This is a genomic window from Niastella koreensis GR20-10 (assembly GCF_000246855.1).
Lineage (GTDB): Bacteria > Bacteroidota > Bacteroidia > Chitinophagales > Chitinophagaceae > Niastella > Niastella koreensis.
On the sequence record NC_016609.1, the window covers coordinates 2,941,912 to 2,958,574 of the forward strand.

General features: G+C 46.6%; 9 protein-coding genes. 4 read left to right on the plus strand and 5 right to left on the minus strand.

Annotated elements, in window-relative coordinates:
• Positions 1-91: 91 nt before the first annotated feature.
• From NIAKO_RS11765 to NIAKO_RS11785, 5 genes are all read right to left on the minus strand, one after another.
• A complete protein-coding gene (locus NIAKO_RS11765) occupies positions 92-2,533 on the minus strand; it encodes a glycoside hydrolase family 2 TIM barrel-domain containing protein (protein ID WP_014218639.1) in 2,442 nt (813 codons plus the stop codon).
• Positions 2,534-2,548: 15 nt separating this feature from the next.
• Positions 2,549-4,492: a sialate O-acetylesterase gene (locus tag NIAKO_RS11770; RefSeq protein ID WP_014218640.1), complete on the minus strand. Its 1,944-nt coding sequence runs from the start codon at positions 4,490-4,492 to the stop codon at positions 2,549-2,551.
• Between the two features lie 3 nt (positions 4,493-4,495).
• Positions 4,496-6,751, minus strand: a complete 2,256-nt coding sequence (locus NIAKO_RS11775; RefSeq protein ID WP_014218641.1) for a glycoside hydrolase family 3 C-terminal domain-containing protein — start codon at positions 6,749-6,751, stop codon at positions 4,496-4,498.
• Positions 6,752-6,782: 31 nt separating this feature from the next.
• Positions 6,783-9,203 (minus strand): glycoside hydrolase family 2 TIM barrel-domain containing protein, encoded by a 2,421-nt coding sequence (locus NIAKO_RS11780; protein ID WP_014218642.1) that lies wholly within the window; start codon positions 9,201-9,203, stop codon positions 6,783-6,785.
• 186 nt (positions 9,204-9,389) lie between these two features.
• Entirely contained in the window at positions 9,390-13,511 is a 4,122-nt protein-coding gene (locus tag NIAKO_RS11785; protein ID WP_014218643.1) for a two-component regulator propeller domain-containing protein, read from the minus strand.
• Between the two features lie 142 nt (positions 13,512-13,653).
• On the opposite strand from NIAKO_RS11785, the gene NIAKO_RS11790 reads away from it, so the two are divergent.
• The 4 genes from NIAKO_RS11790 to NIAKO_RS11805 all read left to right on the plus strand — a co-directional run bounded on the left by NIAKO_RS11790 (position 13,654) and on the right by NIAKO_RS11805 (position 16,275).
• Positions 13,654-14,538: a helix-turn-helix domain-containing protein gene (locus tag NIAKO_RS11790; protein WP_014218644.1), complete on the plus strand. Its 885-nt coding sequence runs from the start codon at positions 13,654-13,656 to the stop codon at positions 14,536-14,538.
• A gap of 325 nt (positions 14,539-14,863) precedes the next feature.
• On the plus strand, positions 14,864-15,241 hold the full coding sequence (locus tag NIAKO_RS11795; RefSeq protein ID WP_014218645.1) for a helix-turn-helix domain-containing protein: 378 nt from the start codon (positions 14,864-14,866) through the stop codon (positions 15,239-15,241).
• Between the two features lie 240 nt (positions 15,242-15,481).
• Positions 15,482-15,844, plus strand: coding sequence for a DNA-directed RNA polymerase subunit alpha C-terminal domain-containing protein (locus NIAKO_RS11800; protein WP_014218646.1), 363 nt, complete (start codon positions 15,482-15,484; stop codon positions 15,842-15,844).
• Between the two features lie 47 nt (positions 15,845-15,891).
• Entirely contained in the window at positions 15,892-16,275 is a 384-nt protein-coding gene (locus NIAKO_RS11805) for a helix-turn-helix domain-containing protein (RefSeq protein WP_014218647.1), read from the plus strand.
• Positions 16,276-16,663: the final 388 nt, after the last annotated feature.

Genomic DNA, 16,663 nt, shown 5'->3' on the forward strand with positions numbered 1-16,663 from the left:
AAAGCTATCCCCATGCGGCGAAACATATAGGAACCGATTGTTGCAGATTATGGTAAGAAATGTTGCAAGCGGATGATTTTCACCAGGTTTATTATTCCGCTTCCAATTCAGCTGTTGCTATCGGAAGATTTCCGCTGCTTGCGGTAATGGTTATTTTTCCTTTTTTGTCAGTTGATTGTACAATGGCCAAACATTTTCCCTGCCAGACTTCCATTGTGCTTCCTTTCAACGGGGTATGGCTTTGCTGATCGCCGTTGCCTACGGCAGCGAGTTTACCGGCGCCGCTTACGTTGAATGTGATGTTATTGCCAGCCTGCCCCGGCTTGCCGGGGGTAAAGGGTACAGGCACACCCCTGGCATCGAGCAGCTGCACCCCCACATAACACACATCCTGCCGGTTTGCTTTTAGTCTTTTCCTGTCGGGCGACAATTTTATATAGGCCGGATCTCCTGCGGTTTCAACAGCAAAGGTAACTTTTTTTCCAGCTGCCGTTTTTCCAATGGCTTCCAGTTTGCCTGGTTCATAGGGCACTTCCCAAAATAAAAAGGCTTCGTTTGTTAAATCCCATTTACGTGTGCCCAAAGACCTTCCATTCAATTTCAGTTCTACTTCGGGTACATTGGTATATACATGCACCGCCAGGGTATCGCCTTTGCGGTTGTGGTTCCAGTGCGTTTGTACTTTAGGCCAGTTCCAGAAAGAGCATAGCTCCCTGTTCCTTGCCGATGGATCGGTTTGTACGGCTATATGCACCATGGGTTCGTTATTCCAAAGCGCTTTCCTGAACCAATACGCAGGTTTTGGAAAATCACACATATCAATCACCCCGCAATCCGCGCCGCGCCAGGGCCAGGTGGGCCATTTTTTCCAGAACTCACAGCCGGTACCTACGTCGCCAATGCCCGATTCGCCCAGGTAATCGAAACCCGTCCACAAAAACTCGCCGGCCACATAATCTTTCAACTGGCCCTCCAGCCATTGTTCGTAGGAATGCAATTGGTTGCAATCGCCAGGATGGTATGGATACATCACTGTTTCTGTACCAAAGATCACGCGGTTGGGATATTTTTCATGGTCGGGTTTATAATGAGCCTCCTGGTAATTGTACCCCACTATCCCGAGCAGATCGCCCATACCAAAAGCATTCACATTCACAATTTCGTTACAGGCCGCGGTAAAGGGGCGCGTAGTATCGTAGGTGCGGGAAGCATCTATGAGCATTTTAGTGATCCTTAATGCATTTTCCTTGTTGTATTGCTCTCTTACTTCGTTGCCAATGCTCCAGGCAATAACAGAAGGATGGTTGCGGTCGCGTTTGATCCAGTTGGCTACATCCTGCTGGTACCAGGTTGCAAATTGCGGTGCATAACCGGCCGGCGTTTTCCCATCCATCCATTCATCAAAGATCTCGTCTATCACCAAAAAGCCCAGGCTGTCTGCATACGCCAGTAATTCCGGCGAGGGTGGGTTGTGGCTCATGCGCAGCGCATTGCAACCCATGTTTTTTAATAATTGCAGGCGGCGTTTGTACGTGGCATCCGGTACAGCGGCGCCCAATGGCCCGCCATCGTGATGATTGTTCACGCCTTTTAATTTCACGTGTTTGCCATTTAGCAGCAAACCCCTGTTAGCATCAAAATGCGCGGTCCTTATGCCAAAGGGTAAGGAATACTGATCAACCACCATCCCAGCTTTTCGCACTTCTACCTGTACCCGGTATAAATTAGGTTGTTCAACAGACCACAATACAGGTTTGTAAAGGCTGATCTGTTGTTCAATGGCCGACTGCCCGCGTATGGCTTTCATTGCCGTTTGGGCCATTCCGGCCTCTTTGCCGCCTGCCCCGATAAATTTTGTAATTACCGTACAAGGTTGTTCAACGTCACTATCGTTGCTCAATGCTATTGACATATGAACGCTGGCTTTGTCATTACCGGCTTCCAGGGTGCGGGCAAAAACACCCCATTGGTCAAGATGCAGTTTGTTCTTTGCCATCAGCCATACATGCCGGTAAATGCCCGAGCCGGTATACCATCTTGAATTGGGTTGTTCGGTGGTGTTTACCTTTACTGCGATGATATTATCCTGGCCTGCCGGTTTTACATACGGGGTGAGGTCATAATAAAAGGAAGAATACCCATAGGGGCGAATACCCAGGGAACGTCCATTGATCCATACCTCGCTGTTGCGATATACTCCGTCGAACAGGATCCAAACCAGTTTGCCGCTAAATTGCTGCCCTGTTTTGAAATGCTTCCGGTACCAGCCGATACCACTGTGCGCATATCCCCCACCCGGCCCCGTAGCGTTGGCAGAATCGAAAGGATGTTCAATACTGAAATCATGCGGCACATCCAGTAAGCGCCATTTGGAATCGTCAAATGCAGGCTGCTCCGCTCCGCTTTGATCGTTCTCTGCAAACCGCCAGTCAAAATCGAAAGGAATTCTGGCGTTATCAATTTTCTGTGCGGTTGCTCCTGATGCCAGGAGCATCAACACGATCAACAGCGGAAAGTATGCGATCTTCTTCATTTTTTGCAGCCGGTTTTATTTTTGGGTAATTCCTTTCCATGTATCTGTCCTGAAAGGGACAGCCGGAAGTTTTTCTGAATTCACCAGGTTACATTCGGGATTATCTGCCCAGGCATAGCGCACGGCTACCGGTTCCGGAACGCTGTCGGCAGATACGATCACGTGATCACCTTCAATGAGGGCTTTCGCCCAATAAAATGTATGGTCATTTCCGGCAATGGCGAAGCCAGTCACTTCTTTCCCATCTTTTGTTGACAGGCCGGCGCCCGTATTGGTAAAATTAATGCGGATGCGATTGCCCTGCCGTTGAAAACTTTTATACAGGGGGCCGGATGAGATAAGGTTCTGTTTGTACACGAGTTTATTGGCTGCCAGCGCCAGGCGGCGGCCTGCTTCCTGTTTGTTCTTTGGATGAATATCATTTGCTTCCCCAATATCAATGATGCATGCCATGCCCGTGTTCGGCAGCGACAAGGTCATTGTTTGCGCTTCCCGCAATTCGGCCCATTCACTTTCACCAGGGAGCGGTTTTGTTTTCATAAAATTGGCTAACTGCACAAACAGGAACGGCACATTGTCCTGCTGCCAGCGTTGCCGCCAGTCTTTGATAAGCATGGGAAACAAGGTGCGGTAATCGTAAGCGGCCGGTGCATTCGCCTCGCCCTGGTACCAGATAAATCCTTTTATGCCATAAGGAATAAGCGGGTTTATCATGGCATTGAAGAGCACCGTGGGGTAATACTGATAGTTGAGTATTTTCGGGAAAGCGGTCTCCAGGTCTTTCTTATACAACCATTTCCCTGCTAAAGAAATTTTTGAAGATCCGTCAGTAAGATACAGGTCATCGGCCGGCAAATTCAAACCGCCGCCGCCCCATAACATGGCCACCCTTATGGCAATGGTATTTTCCCCGCTTTTTACCAGCCCGGCCGGGATCGTAAAAGCATGCGTGGCATTTGAATTCCAGATATTTTTACAGACCTCCTGCCCGTTCACATACAGGGAGTAGTTCATTTCAGGATGACCCAGGTTAATGGTCAGCGCTTTCCCGGCAAACGATTCGGGCAGCGAGATCTTTTTCCGCAGCCAAACCATTCCTTCGTAATAACCAATTCCAAAATCCTTCAGCACCCGGGGCATTTCAATGGGTGTCCAGTCTGCATCATTGTATTCAACAGCGGGGAATATTTTATTGGCATTGTTCTGCGGATTGTATACAATGTCCCAAATGCGCACCCAGCTTAAACTGTCTTTTATAAAATCTTCCCGGTCAAATTTAAGTGTATCGTTACTGAGCGTTTTTGCTTTGGTGATTGGCGAGGTCAGCAACATTTCCCTGCTTGTCCAGGCTTCCACCGGCGTTCCACCCCAGGTACTTTGAATAATACCAATGGGAACATGTTGATCGCCGTGCAGTTTACGCGCGAAAAAATAGCCCACTGCCGAGAATGACTTTACACTGGCCGAATCACACACTTTCCATTTACCTGCCCGGATGTCTGCCTGCGGCGTTAGTTTTTTATCTTGCTCCACCTTCAACAACCTGATCTGTGGAAACCCGGCTTTCTCTATTTCCCGGCGGGCGTCTGCGGCCTGTTGCACTTCCAACTCCATATTCGACTGGCCCGATGCCACCCACACATCACCGATCAAAATTCCCTTTAACACAATGGCAGTACCGGGCTTTCCCTGCTCCGCTATTGTAAGCGTATAAGGGCCGCCGGCAGTGAACCTTGGAAAACGAAGCATCCACTTCCCGTCTTTGCCGGTCTTTGCAGTGGCGTGCACTGTTCCTAACTGCCCTGTTACCTGCGATCCGGTGCTGGAGGTTCCCCAAACCGGGATGGCAATGTCTCTTTGTAACACCATACTATCGCCAAAGACCTTTGGCAGGGTGAGCTGCGCCTTACCACGTGAAGGGAATAAAAATAATGCCGCTATAAAAAAATGGGTACGCATTGTTTATTGAACTGAAATTTTTACTTTTTGAATAATAGTACGCGATGAATTGCCTACCTGCAAAATATACTCGCCGGCTTCGGTGTTCCATGCTTTTTTTGACTCATCATAAAATGCCAGGTCGGCCACTTTCACGTTCATGCTCACTGTTTTTGTTTCACCGGGTTTCAAAAACACTTTCTCAAATGCTTTCAATTCTTTCTGCGGCCGCAATACCGAACAAACGGGATCGCTTACGTATAACTGCACTACTTCGGCGCCGTACACAGGGCCGGTATTTTTAATGGTGCAGGTTACCCTGATGCTGTCATTTTTGCTATAGCTTGTTTTATCGGTCAGCATATGGCCGATGGAAAAATCAGTATACGACAGCCCATACCCAAAAGGAAATTGCGGCTGCATGTTTTTGGTATCAAACCAGCGATAGCCTACCAGGATGTCTTCTTCATAATTTACTTTCAGGTCACGGCCGGGATAATTACCCAGGGCATGGGCGGGCGATTGCGCCAACGATACCGGGATGGTGAATGGCAGTTTGCCCGAAGGATTTACCTTGCCGCTCAATACATCGGCCACTGCATTGCCTGCTTCCATGCCGCCAAACCAGCTCCATACAATAGCCGGCACGCGATTCACGATGCCGGTTAATTGCACGGGCGAGCCGGCAATAATAACCACTACGGTTTTGGGATTTGCTTTGGCAATCTCCTGGATCAGCACTTCCTGTCCGTAAGGAAGGTCCATCGTTTGTTTATCGGAAGACTCCGTATCAAAATCATGGTTCAGTCCACCGAAGAAAAGCACTACATCCGATTGCCGGGCAACAGCCACCGCTTCGTCGATCAGTTTCCAGTTCACCTGGGCTGTACCTGACTGGCCGGAATTATTACCCTCCCGGAACGTGGATTGCTTTTCGTACCCGGGTGCATAATTTATCTTAAGGGTTGCGCCAAATTTCTGCTGCAGGGCCTGCAGGGGCGTTATTTCATACAGCGTTTTAATTTCAGAGCTCAAACCGCCGTTGCAATGTTTACGGGTGGCATTGTCGCCAATAACGGCAATGGAGCTTATTTTATCGAAATGCAGCGGCAACAGTTTTCCATTGTTCTGCAATAACACCGCCGCCTCGGCAGCGGAATTATACGCCGCCTGCTGATGTTCGCGGGTATTCATAGCGCCTTTTGCGCGGTTGTTCTCATCGAACATTTTTGTACGGTACATTACCCGCAATACGTTCGCCACTTTTTCATCCACCACCGATACGGGCACTTTTCCTTCCTGTACTGCTTTAATTAACGGATCGGCGAAATACCATTCGTTGTAATCATTTTTATCGGTACCCATTTCCAGGTCGAGCCCGGTTAGCGCAGCTTTTACCGTGGTATGCGCCGCCGACCAATCGGTCATGAGAACGCCGGTAAAACCAAATTCTTTACGAAGCAGCTGCCGGTTCAGGTACTCATTTTCCGAGCACCATTCGCCTCTGAACCGGTTATAAGCGGCCATCACGGTATAGGCGCCGCCTTCCATAACGGAGGCTTTAAAGGCCGGTAAATAAATTTCGCGCAAAGCCCTTTCACTCATCGTCACATCAATTGAGTCGCGGTGTGTTTCCTGGTTATTGGCCAGCCAGTGTTTTACGCTGGCCGCCACGTCTTTTGTTTGCAACGCTTTTATATAAGCAACGGCCATTCTTGATACCAGCAAAGGATCTTCGCTCATGTATTCAAAGTTGCGGCCGCACAAGGGTGAACGAATGATGTTGATGCCAGGGCCCAGCAACACGTCTTTTTTCCGGTAGCGGGCTTCTTCGCCCAACACCAAACCGCGGTTATACGCCAGCGCCGGGTTCCAGGTGGCTGCCAGGGCAGTTCCCGGCGGAAAACAGGTGGCGGAATCATTTGTCCAGCCCGCATAACCCCAGTTGTGCCGGTTTATTTCGGCCCTAACGCCATGGGGCCCGTCGCTGGTGGCCCATTCGGGAATGCCCAGCCGTTTTATGCCGCCTACATAAAATTTTGAATTGCCATGCAGCAGGCTCACTTTTTCGGGCAGGGTCATTTGGCCGATCAGCGCCTGGATCTTTTGCTCCGTGCCATTAGAGTTCCTGGTTCCGGGTACCGGGTTCAGAGTTCCAGGTTTCGAGTTCAGAGTTCCGGGTTCAGAGTTCCGAGTTCCGAGTTTCGAGTTCAGGGTCCCGGGTTGTGCATGGGCTGCACCAGCCATCAATAATAAAAATGCGGAAAGATATGTTTTCATCGATCTGTTCTTATATCTCATATTACTTATTCTATCTGGCATGTATAATGGTAGTGGCGCCCTGCAATCCTGCTGCGGTAGCTGAGAGCATAATATCCCCCGCTTTGCTTTTCGATTGCACTACCGCCAGCGCCAGGCCGTTGAATGCGTTTTTTGTATTGGCTTTGAAGGAAGAAAGATCAGTTTGCAACCCGTTATCAACGCCTGCAATCACGCCGCCTCCTTTGATGTTGAATGTTACCAGGTTACCGGCATCAGGCACCACGGTGCCGTTCTTATCAACCACCTTCACGGTTACGAAAGAAAGGTCGTCGCCATTTGCCTTGATAATATTCCTGTCGGGAGTGAGCACAATCTTTGCGGGCGCCCCGGCCGTTTTTATTTCTTTCGTCATTATCACTTTTCCATTCTTACGCGACACCGCTTTTACGATACCTGGTTCATAAGTTACCCGCCACATCACATGCAGGTCGTCGCCGGTCTTTCTTTTTACACCCTGTGATTGCCCATTGATGAATAATTCAATTTCATCGGCATTGTTGTAATACGCCCATAGGTCAACCGTTTGTCCCGGTTTCCAGTTCCAATGCGGGAACAGGTGCAGCATGGGCTTACTGGTAAGCACGCTCTGGTATAAATAATAAGCGTCTTTGGGAAACCCGGCCAGGTCAACAATGCCAAAATAAGAACTGCGTGCGGGCCAGGGATAGGGCGTGGGTTCACCTATGTAGTCGAACCCCGTCCAGATGTACATGCCGCTTATATTGTCATTCTTTAAAAATTCCTTTAGTATTTCCATATGGGTGGCGCCCCAGGGCGCCGAGCAATTTTCGTAGGCCGAACAGGTAAGATCGGCATTGGCATTTTCAACGGGCAGGTCCCAGCGTTGGGGCCAGCGGCGCATGCTGTCCGAAGGCATGTCGTAATGGCCGCGTGTTTGCAATGCCGACACCGATTCGGTTATTATAAAGGGTTTGCGGCCCCAGGCTTTTTGTACTGCGGCGGCGCTCCATTTGTCATGATTGTAATTGTATCCGATGAGATCTGTAGCATTGGCCTGCAACAATACGTTATAGGCATTGGGGTCGTTATTGGCCGTAACGGTGGGCCGGTTGTCCATCGATTTTACGATCTGCTGCAGCTCGCGCAAAATGGCGGCCCCGCTGGTATCATTGTTGGCTTTCCATTGTTCCTGGATCTCGTTGCCCACACTCCAGATAAACACAGCCGGGTGGTTGCGGTCTCTCAGCAGCTGATCGGTAAGGTCTTTTTTATACCAGGCATCAAAATCAAGATGATAATCATATTTGTTCTTTTCCCGTTTCCACATATCAAACGCTTCATCCATTACAATAAAGCCCATTTTATCGCAAAGGGTAAGCAACTCGGGCGCGGGCGGGTTATGCGAGGTGCGAATGCCATTGATGCCCATGCCTTTCAGGATCTGCAGCTGCCGTTCCAACGCCCTGGTGTTCACCGCCGTTCCCAGGCAGCCGAGGTCGTGGTGATTGCAAACCCCGGTTATCTTCACGGGCTTTCCATTCAGGAAAAACCCTTTATCCGCGTCGAACGAAAAATACCGGATGCCAAAAGGGGTCGTGTACTCATCTACGATCTTCCCATTGGAAATGAGGCGGGTAACCGCCCTGTATAAATAAGGATTGTCAACTGACCACAGTGAAGGATTGGCCACCACCAGTTGCTGATTTACCGTTACCGGCGTATCCTGCATTGCAGGAACGCCGGTGGTAATCGTCGCCATCTCCTTTCCAAAGTTGTTATATATGGTAGTAGCCGCTGCAAGGGCCTGCTTTTTTTCCGCCGGAACCTGAACGGTTAGCTGCAGGTTCACGGTCGCCTTTTTTTCAGAAACCTGCGGGGTGGTAATATACGTTCCCCAGCAGGTTATATATGTTTTATCAGTAATGGTTAGCCATACGTTGCGATAAATGCCCGAACCGCTGTACCAGCGGCTATTGGGCTGTTGCGAATTGTCCACGCGCACGGCAATTACATTGGGCGTAGTGCCGTATTTTACATAACTGGTCAGGTCGTATTCAAAAGAAATATACCCATTCGGTCTTTTGCCCAGGGAATGGCCATTGATCCACACTTCGCTGTTGCGATAAACCCCGTCGAATAAAATGGCTATCCTCCTGCCCTTTTCCGTGGCAGGAATGGTAAATGTTTTCCGGTACCAGCCGATGCCGCCACGCAAAGCGCCGCCGCCTGTACCGGTTGGGCTTGTACTGTCAAAGGGCAATTCAATGCTCCAGTCGTGGGGCAGTTTTAATTTTCGCCAGCTGTCGTCCCGGAAAGAAGGTTCCGCCGCAGGCGCATCGCCTAAAAAAAATTTCCAGCTATCATTGAATGGTCTTGTTCGTACAAAGCCGGTTTGGGCAGTAACAATGTGGTAAAAAAATAAAAGGGCCGGCAGCAGGAGTCGTTTCATATACAGCAATCTTATATCAGATATTTAAGCTGTAAAACTATTGGTCTGCGTGCTTAACAGGGGGAGTCAATTGTTGCAGAATGGGGGATGAATTGTTGCAGGAGGCTGACCTGTAAGGTGGACCTTCGATGGCTGACCTGTCAGGTGCACAAGTCCACCTGACAGGTCAGGCTAATCAAGTGCACCTTACAGGTCGTCTTTTTCATTTTTACCCGCCGCGTACTGGGAAGGCGGCACTTTGAACTCTTCTTTAAAAAATTTGGTGAATACCTTGGGACTATTGAATCCTACCTCGTAGGCGATCTCGGCAACCGACAGCCCGCTTTTTTCCAATAACTGGGCAGCCCTTTTGAGGCGGATAGACCGGATAAATTCCAGGGGCGTTTTGCCGGTAAGCGAAAGGATCTTCCGGTAAAAGGTAACCCGGTTCATACACATATCGCGGCTGATGTCCTCTACGGAAAAATCGGGGTTGTCAATTTGTTTTTCAACCACCTCCAGCGCCTGTTTTAAAAATTTTTCATCAACAGAGGTGACCGTTATTTCTGCCGGGTTCACCTCAATTTGTTTCTGGAACTTTTTCTGTAATAATTTTTGCTGGGCCAGCAGGTTCCTGATGCGGGAGGCCAGGATCTCGAAAGTGAACGGTTTGGTAATGTAATCGTTTACGCCCACCTTCAGGCCTTCGAGTTGCTTTTCTTCGCTGCCCATGGCAGTCAGCAAAATAATGGGAATATGGGCTGTTTGCGTTTCGGTCTTAATTTTCCGGGCCAGTTCAATGCCGTCCATCAGGGGCATCATAATATCGCTCACCACCAGGTCGGGATTCAGCTGCTTTATTTTTTCCCACCCTTCCTTTCCGTTTATGGCTTCTTCCACATGGTATTGCCCATTCAGGTTGTCTTTCAAATAAAACCGAAGGTCTTCATTGTCTTCTACTATTATGACCGTTTTCTTTTTATCGGTCTTTTTGCCTTCTTCCGCCATCAGCTCTTCCATATCCTGCACCGGGATGGAAGCCCCTGCCGGACGTACTGCAGGTTCATAGAACTTTTTGGCAGGCAATAAAACCGTGAAACAGGTCCCTTGTTCCGGTTCGCTTTTTACGGTTATAATTCCATTGTGCAGTTTTACAAACTCCTTTGTAATGGCCAGTCCAATGCCGGTGCCCTGGTTGGCCATGCTTGCCGGCACATCTGTTTGAAAGAACCGTTCAAAGATCTTTTCCTGTTTATCGGCCGGAATTCCTATCCCGGTGTCTTTTACTTCTATGGCCAGCGTTCCATCGCCTTCATTATTGTCACGCGCATTGTACACCAGGTTAATACTTACCTGCCCGTTATCGTGCGTGTATTTAAATGCGTTGGAAAGCAGGTTGAACAGGATCTTTTCAATTTTATCTTTATCAAAATAAATTTCCAGGCTGGTTACATTGGAGGAGAAGGAAAACTGAATGCCCTTCTTTTCTGCAATATCCATAAATGAATGGCTCACGTCTTCACTAAACCGGATGATATCGCCTATCGCCGGATGTAATTTTACTTCCTGTACCTCCATTTTCCTGAAATCGAGGAGCTGGTTAACGAGGTTCAATAAGCGTTTTGCATTTCGCTGCACCAGGTTCAATTGTTTTTTCTGCTCGTCGTCTGTTGTATTTTTAATGATCCTGTCTAAAGGAGCGATGATGAGGCTCAGCGGTGTACGGAACTCATGACTCACATTGGTAAAGAATTTTGTTTTTAACTGTTCGAGTGCATGTGCCCGTTCCGCCTCTCTTCGCTGTTGTTTAACTTCATAGCGCATATGGATCCTTTCCAGCACTATGCGCCTCGCGAACAGCAGTATTACGGCCACCACCAGGGTATAAATGAGATAGGCCAGCGGCGTTCGCCAGAAGGGCGGCTTAATATTCACCTGTAAGGTTTTTTCGGCACTCCAGGTGCCATCGCCATTCTGCACTTTTACTTTAAAGGTATAATGGCCGGGATCGAGGTTGGTATAAGTAGCCCTTCGGTGATCGCCATCGGTATACAGCCAGTCGGCATTAAACCCCTGCATCATGTAGGCGTACTTATCCGGGGCGCCGTGCTCCATACCGGGCGATGCAAATTCAATGGAAAAAACATTTTCTTTATAGAGAAGGTCGATGCTTTGCAGCCGGGTTAAAGATTGCTTTAACAGTATGCGGTCATCGATCGATTCACCCGGTTCCACATTGTTATTCAGGATCTGCAAACCGGTGAAAACAATTCCCGGATGGTAAACGGGTTTCTGAATTTTATCGGGGTCTATGATATTAAAACCGGAGGGCCCGCCAAAGATCAGTTCGCCGGCCTTTGTTTTTAACGCCGCATTTTCGTTGAACTCGCGGTTCTGCAGGTTATTCGATTCATCGTACCCAACCAGGGAAAAGGATAGTCCCTTTTCTTTTTGCTGTGGTATAGCATTGTATAAACCGTTGGGGGTAGAAAGCCAGAAGGTACCGCGGTCATCTTCCAGCATTTCGAGGATCATATTATGCGGTAACCCGTCGGCAGCAGTAAATACCCGGAAGGTCTTTGTTTGCTCGTTAAACAGGTTCAGCCCTTCGCGGGTGACCACCCACATCCGCCCCCTGCTGTCTTCGAGAAAACTGAAGACATTATTATGGCTTAAACTTGTTTTATCGTTGGTATGATAATAAAATACCGGGGCCGTTTTATTTTTTTCCAGCACCACGATGCCAAAGGCGCTCCCGATCCATAAATTACCTTTACTGTCCTGAAGCATGGCAGAAATAAAAGTAAGCGGTACGGGACTGCGCTCAATTCCTTTATAGGTAAAATGTTCAAAATGGCCGGCGGCGCGGTCAAATTTGTCGAGCCCGCTGCCCAGCGTCCCTATCCACAACTGCCGGTTGCGGTCTTCACAAATTTCCCATACATTATCGTTTGCCAGGCTGAGCGGATCCTTCTCGTTATGCCTGTAATGCCTGAATGTTTTGCCATCATAACTGTTGAGGCCGCCAAAATAAGTACCCACCCAGAGTATGCCTTCATGATCGATGCACAGGCTTACAATTACGTTACTGCTCAGGCTGTTCTTGTTGGCAGGATCGTGCTGGTATTGTTTGAAGGTATTGTTCCTGCGGTCAAAATAGATCAATCCGCCGCCATTGGTGCCGATCCATAGATTGCCCCATTTATCCTCTACAAAGCGGTTCACATCGTCGTATTGAATGCTTTTGGTATTTGATTCCTGGTGGTGATAACGGGGAAACGTTACGATGTTGCCATTAAAATAATTTACCCCCTGCTTATAGGTGCCCAGCCAAACAATGCCATTATCATCTTTATACAAGGCATTAATACTGTTTTGACTGATGCTGTTGGGGTCTTTGGGGTTATTCAACAGGTAACTGGTGCTGAAATTATTTTTTTTATCTATCAGGGTCACCCCGCCGTGGTCGGTGGCTACCCAAATTAACCCGTTGTTGTCCTGTACGATCTGGCTTACGAGGTTGGAAGTTAATTTTGCCGGTATTGAACTTTCGTTAAACTGTTTTATGGAATTATCGCGGGGGTTGTAATAAACAGCCCCATAATCGAAATGCCACAACCACAGGTCGCCCTCCCCATCTACAAAAAGATTGTGCGAATTGTTACCTGGGGTGAGTTTTTGAAAAGCGGTGGAGGAGAAAATGAGCTTATTGGAAGCAATATCATACTGCTGTAATAGGCCATTTTGATACACCAGCCATAATTTGCCATCTTTTGTTTCCTGAACGGCCGTGATCTTTTGGGCCGGGTTGTAGATAAAACCGGGCCTGAAGGGTTTTACTTTCTTTTCTGTGGCCGAGTACTGGTAAAGGTCGAGCGTATCGTATAAAAACCAGTATCTTCCCTTGTTCCCTTTTACAATATTTAACACGTTACCGGCGGGTAAGCCAAGCGCTTTCAAATAGCTATTATAATCTGAATCGAATTTTTCGGTATGGGAATCATAAATACAGGGATTACTTCTTGTTAATACCCACATTTTGCCACCGGGAAGCTCTGCCAGCCGGAGCACAAAATTGTCGTACAGGGAGGTGCTGTCACCCGGTTTTTTACTGAAGATCTTAAAAGAATAACCATCAAAACGGTCTAATCCCCACATGGTGCCAAACCATAAAAATCCGTCGCCATCTTTAAGAATGGCATTTACCTGGTTATGAGACAGTCCTGTATGAATATCGAGTTTGGAAAAATTATAATGCTCACTCTGAGCAACAACAGCAAGCGAGAACGGCAGCAGCAGCAGCAAGACAATCGACATTTGAAAACGCATTCCTACAGATTTAGTGGAAGTAGACCCGTTATTTTCAGCACTAAATATAAACCCTGACAATCGTTCTTACAAAACTAAGCAGTAATTACCAGAAAAAATTACATAGATTCGACTTTCCATTATACAATTCCGACATTTTACCATGACCCGAAGAGTACTAAAACATTCATTTGTATTGTTGAACGTGGACTATGTTCAATTGGGCAAAAAATGGAATTATAAGAATGTACTAAGCCCGTATTACCGGATGTATTATATCGACGAAGGCGAGGGAAGCATTTCCAATGAAAAGGATGCCTGGGTGCTGGAACCGGGCTATATGTATCTTATCCCAAGCTTTACGTTGTGCAACCTGCAGGGCTCCGACCACCTGGGTCAGTATTTTGTTCATTTTTTTGAAGACGCCGTGGATGGCATTTCTTTATTTCACAACAGCCGTACGGTTTTCAAGGTGAAAGCAACCGGAGGGGATACCGGAAATTTTAAAAGATTACTCGATATAAATCCCGGCAGAAAGATCAACCGCTCCCCTAACCCGAAGGTATATGAAAAAAACGTTTACTACCAGGAATATGAAGCACTCAACAACCAGCAAAGCTATGAGCTGTTCCTGGAGACCCAGGGCATTCTGTTGCAATTGATCTCAAAATTCATAGGTCCCGAACAATTGCAAAAAAGCGACACCACCGGTATTCCAGCCAAGGTGGTTGACCTGTTGGGGTTTATCCAGCTGAACCTGGGCAAACGTTTAACAGTGAAGGAACTGGCCGCTATGGTAAACCAGCATCCCGATTATTTGTCGAGGCTATTTTTAAAACTAACCGGCGAAAGACCGTTGTCGTACATTCACACCAAACGCATTGAAAGGGCGCAATACCTGATGATGACCACCCAACAATCCTTGTCGCAAATTGCCGAGGCCACGGGATTCGATAACCTGCCGCATTTCTCCAAGGTTTTTAAAAAGAAAACCAGTTTAACGCCAGGGCAATATAGGGAACAGAATCATGCTACCGGGATGCTGTAACATTTCGGAGTAATGACAATACCATTTTCCGAATTTTATAAACAAAAAATAAATTTTGTAAAAGGATAAAGGTCATATTATTAGCCCTTTATTGCTTAGCCATTGCTTCATGACCTATTGCAGGAGAAAACGGTACGCACAATTGAAAAACATATTTATTATTGAATATTCACTCCAATAAATTTGTCAGAACTCTCAAACACTTACCTGGGCATACCAGTGCACTGTACCCAGATATCGATCCGATCACTCCAACCCCTGGCACCAATGTGTCGCCTCGTACCTGTAATAGTAAACCTGATTTTGCATCGTTAAACCTCGATCCATGAGCCTGATTCAAGATGATCTTAAAATAGTTACCCAGGTTGTATCGCGTTTAAGAAAGGAGTACAAACAGTTTCATACGCATGTAAGCCTCGCCAACGACTATTTTATCAATGAAAGAAAATTGCGTAAAATTTTTAAGCTAATAACCGGCACAACCATTAATGACTTTCTTACCAAAGTGCGAATCGAGAAAACTAAGGAATATCTTTCAAATACTGATGATAGCATTAAAAAGATCGCCCTTAATGTAGGCTTAGATATCCGTACCCTGGAAAAGCATTTTAAAAGGAGCACCGGCAAGACACCGTTAGAATGGAGGATGGACTCAAAAATGCAGGCATATAATCGTTCAAGGAGTGCTTTTAATAAAAAATAGTCCGATTATGACGCGCATTTATCCGGATTTGCCTAATTACACGTTGTAACTTGCCTTCAGAAACCGATAGCATAATGAATCTTAAAACTTATCCGAATGATTGCAAATTTTATCTTAAGCTATTCGAATACGCCATGCCGCTTATACCAAGGCAAATAACCCAAAGTTAATTTACTACTACTGGTTACGGATAAAGGCATTAATTTATCCAGGGATACTTAACTGTATTAATTATATAAGATGAAAAGCAGAGAACATCTTTTATCGGAGGTTCAATGGATAATGCATGATTCTGATTTAGCCAATTACAAAATGGTAGCAAACTGGCTATACCGGCATATTAAATTACATGAAATGGACTTTTCTATTATCGATGCCAATATAGAAGATATAGGGCTGTCTGGCAGGGCTTATAATGTTTTAAAGGAAAATGACATAAAGTCTCTTCAGGAATTGCTGATCTTAGTATCTAACGGGCATAGCATCCGGGTTTTAAAAGGCGCAGGCAAAACTGTAACAAAAGAAATAGAGGAAAAAGTATTGAAATTCCAACATGCGCATATTTTTAAAGACAGAAACGTAAATATGCAAGCACGCCCGTAAGACGAAGTAGGGCCATTTCTCACCAACACATTTTAAATCGTTCTGCCATGTTCAAAACAACACCTTATTCGAATTATATCCTTATTGCAATAGAAACTATCAAGACTGAAATAGATAAAGATCCATTTGGTTATAAAAAGGCCGCAGAGCTATTGGAGCACTTGTGCACCCCACATAGAAATAATGTTGAAAAGGCATTTAAGGTTGTATATGGCTACGGTATTAAGGAATACCAGGTGAGACAGCGTTTGAATGCCGCCAAACAGCACCTCATGGAAGGAATGCCGAAAAAATTTGTAGCCAGGAAATGCTTCTATGGTTCCATCAGTGCGTTCAGTACCGCTTTTAAAAAACAGTTTGGCGTGCCACCTACTGAATGGGAAAATAACTGGCGAAGCGAGGTAACTGTATTGGACACTGCAAAAATGTAAAGAGTTACTGCAAAAAGATAAAGAATCGCTGCAAAAAGATAAACGAAGGGAATGTAACTTGCATATAGAATGAATGAAGCTCCGGTTAAATGTCACCGGAAGATAAGATGGAAAGGCCAATTGTAGAATGATACTCTCCAGAAATAAGACAACTAAATTTCCACTAAGGTTAATCATAATATAGGAATAAGGTTTTACACCGGTCCGCGCCGGTAATCTTACCGGGGCCAATACGGTAATTTATTACTTTTTAAATAAGCAGCACACCCTTAGAAACATATATAACCCGGTTCAGAAGCTGGTGAGACAATTTAGAAATTAAGTGGGTCAATGGATATTATTAAATGAATTGTCTCCGGTTTAACGGAAAGAATGGGCGATACCTTCT

Coding starts and splice junctions, on each gene's coding strand:
- NIAKO_RS11765 (WP_014218639.1), bottom strand. CDS start 2,533: ATGAAGAAGATCGCATACTTTCCGCTGTTGATCGTGTTGATGCTCCTG.
- NIAKO_RS11770 (WP_014218640.1), bottom strand. CDS start 4,492: ATGCGTACCCATTTTTTTATAGCGGCATTATTTTTATTCCCTTCACGT.
- NIAKO_RS11775 (WP_014218641.1), bottom strand. CDS start 6,751: ATGAAAACATATCTTTCCGCATTTTTATTATTGATGGCTGGTGCAGCC.
- NIAKO_RS11780 (WP_014218642.1), bottom strand. CDS start 9,203: ATGAAACGACTCCTGCTGCCGGCCCTTTTATTTTTTTACCACATTGTT.
- NIAKO_RS11785 (WP_014218643.1), bottom strand. CDS start 13,511: ATGCGTTTTCAAATGTCGATTGTCTTGCTGCTGCTGCTGCCGTTCTCG.
- NIAKO_RS11790 (WP_014218644.1), top strand. CDS start 13,654: ATGACCCGAAGAGTACTAAAACATTCATTTGTATTGTTGAACGTGGAC.
- NIAKO_RS11795 (WP_014218645.1), top strand. CDS start 14,864: ATGAGCCTGATTCAAGATGATCTTAAAATAGTTACCCAGGTTGTATCG.
- NIAKO_RS11800 (WP_014218646.1), top strand. CDS start 15,482: ATGAAAAGCAGAGAACATCTTTTATCGGAGGTTCAATGGATAATGCAT.
- NIAKO_RS11805 (WP_014218647.1), top strand. CDS start 15,892: ATGTTCAAAACAACACCTTATTCGAATTATATCCTTATTGCAATAGAA.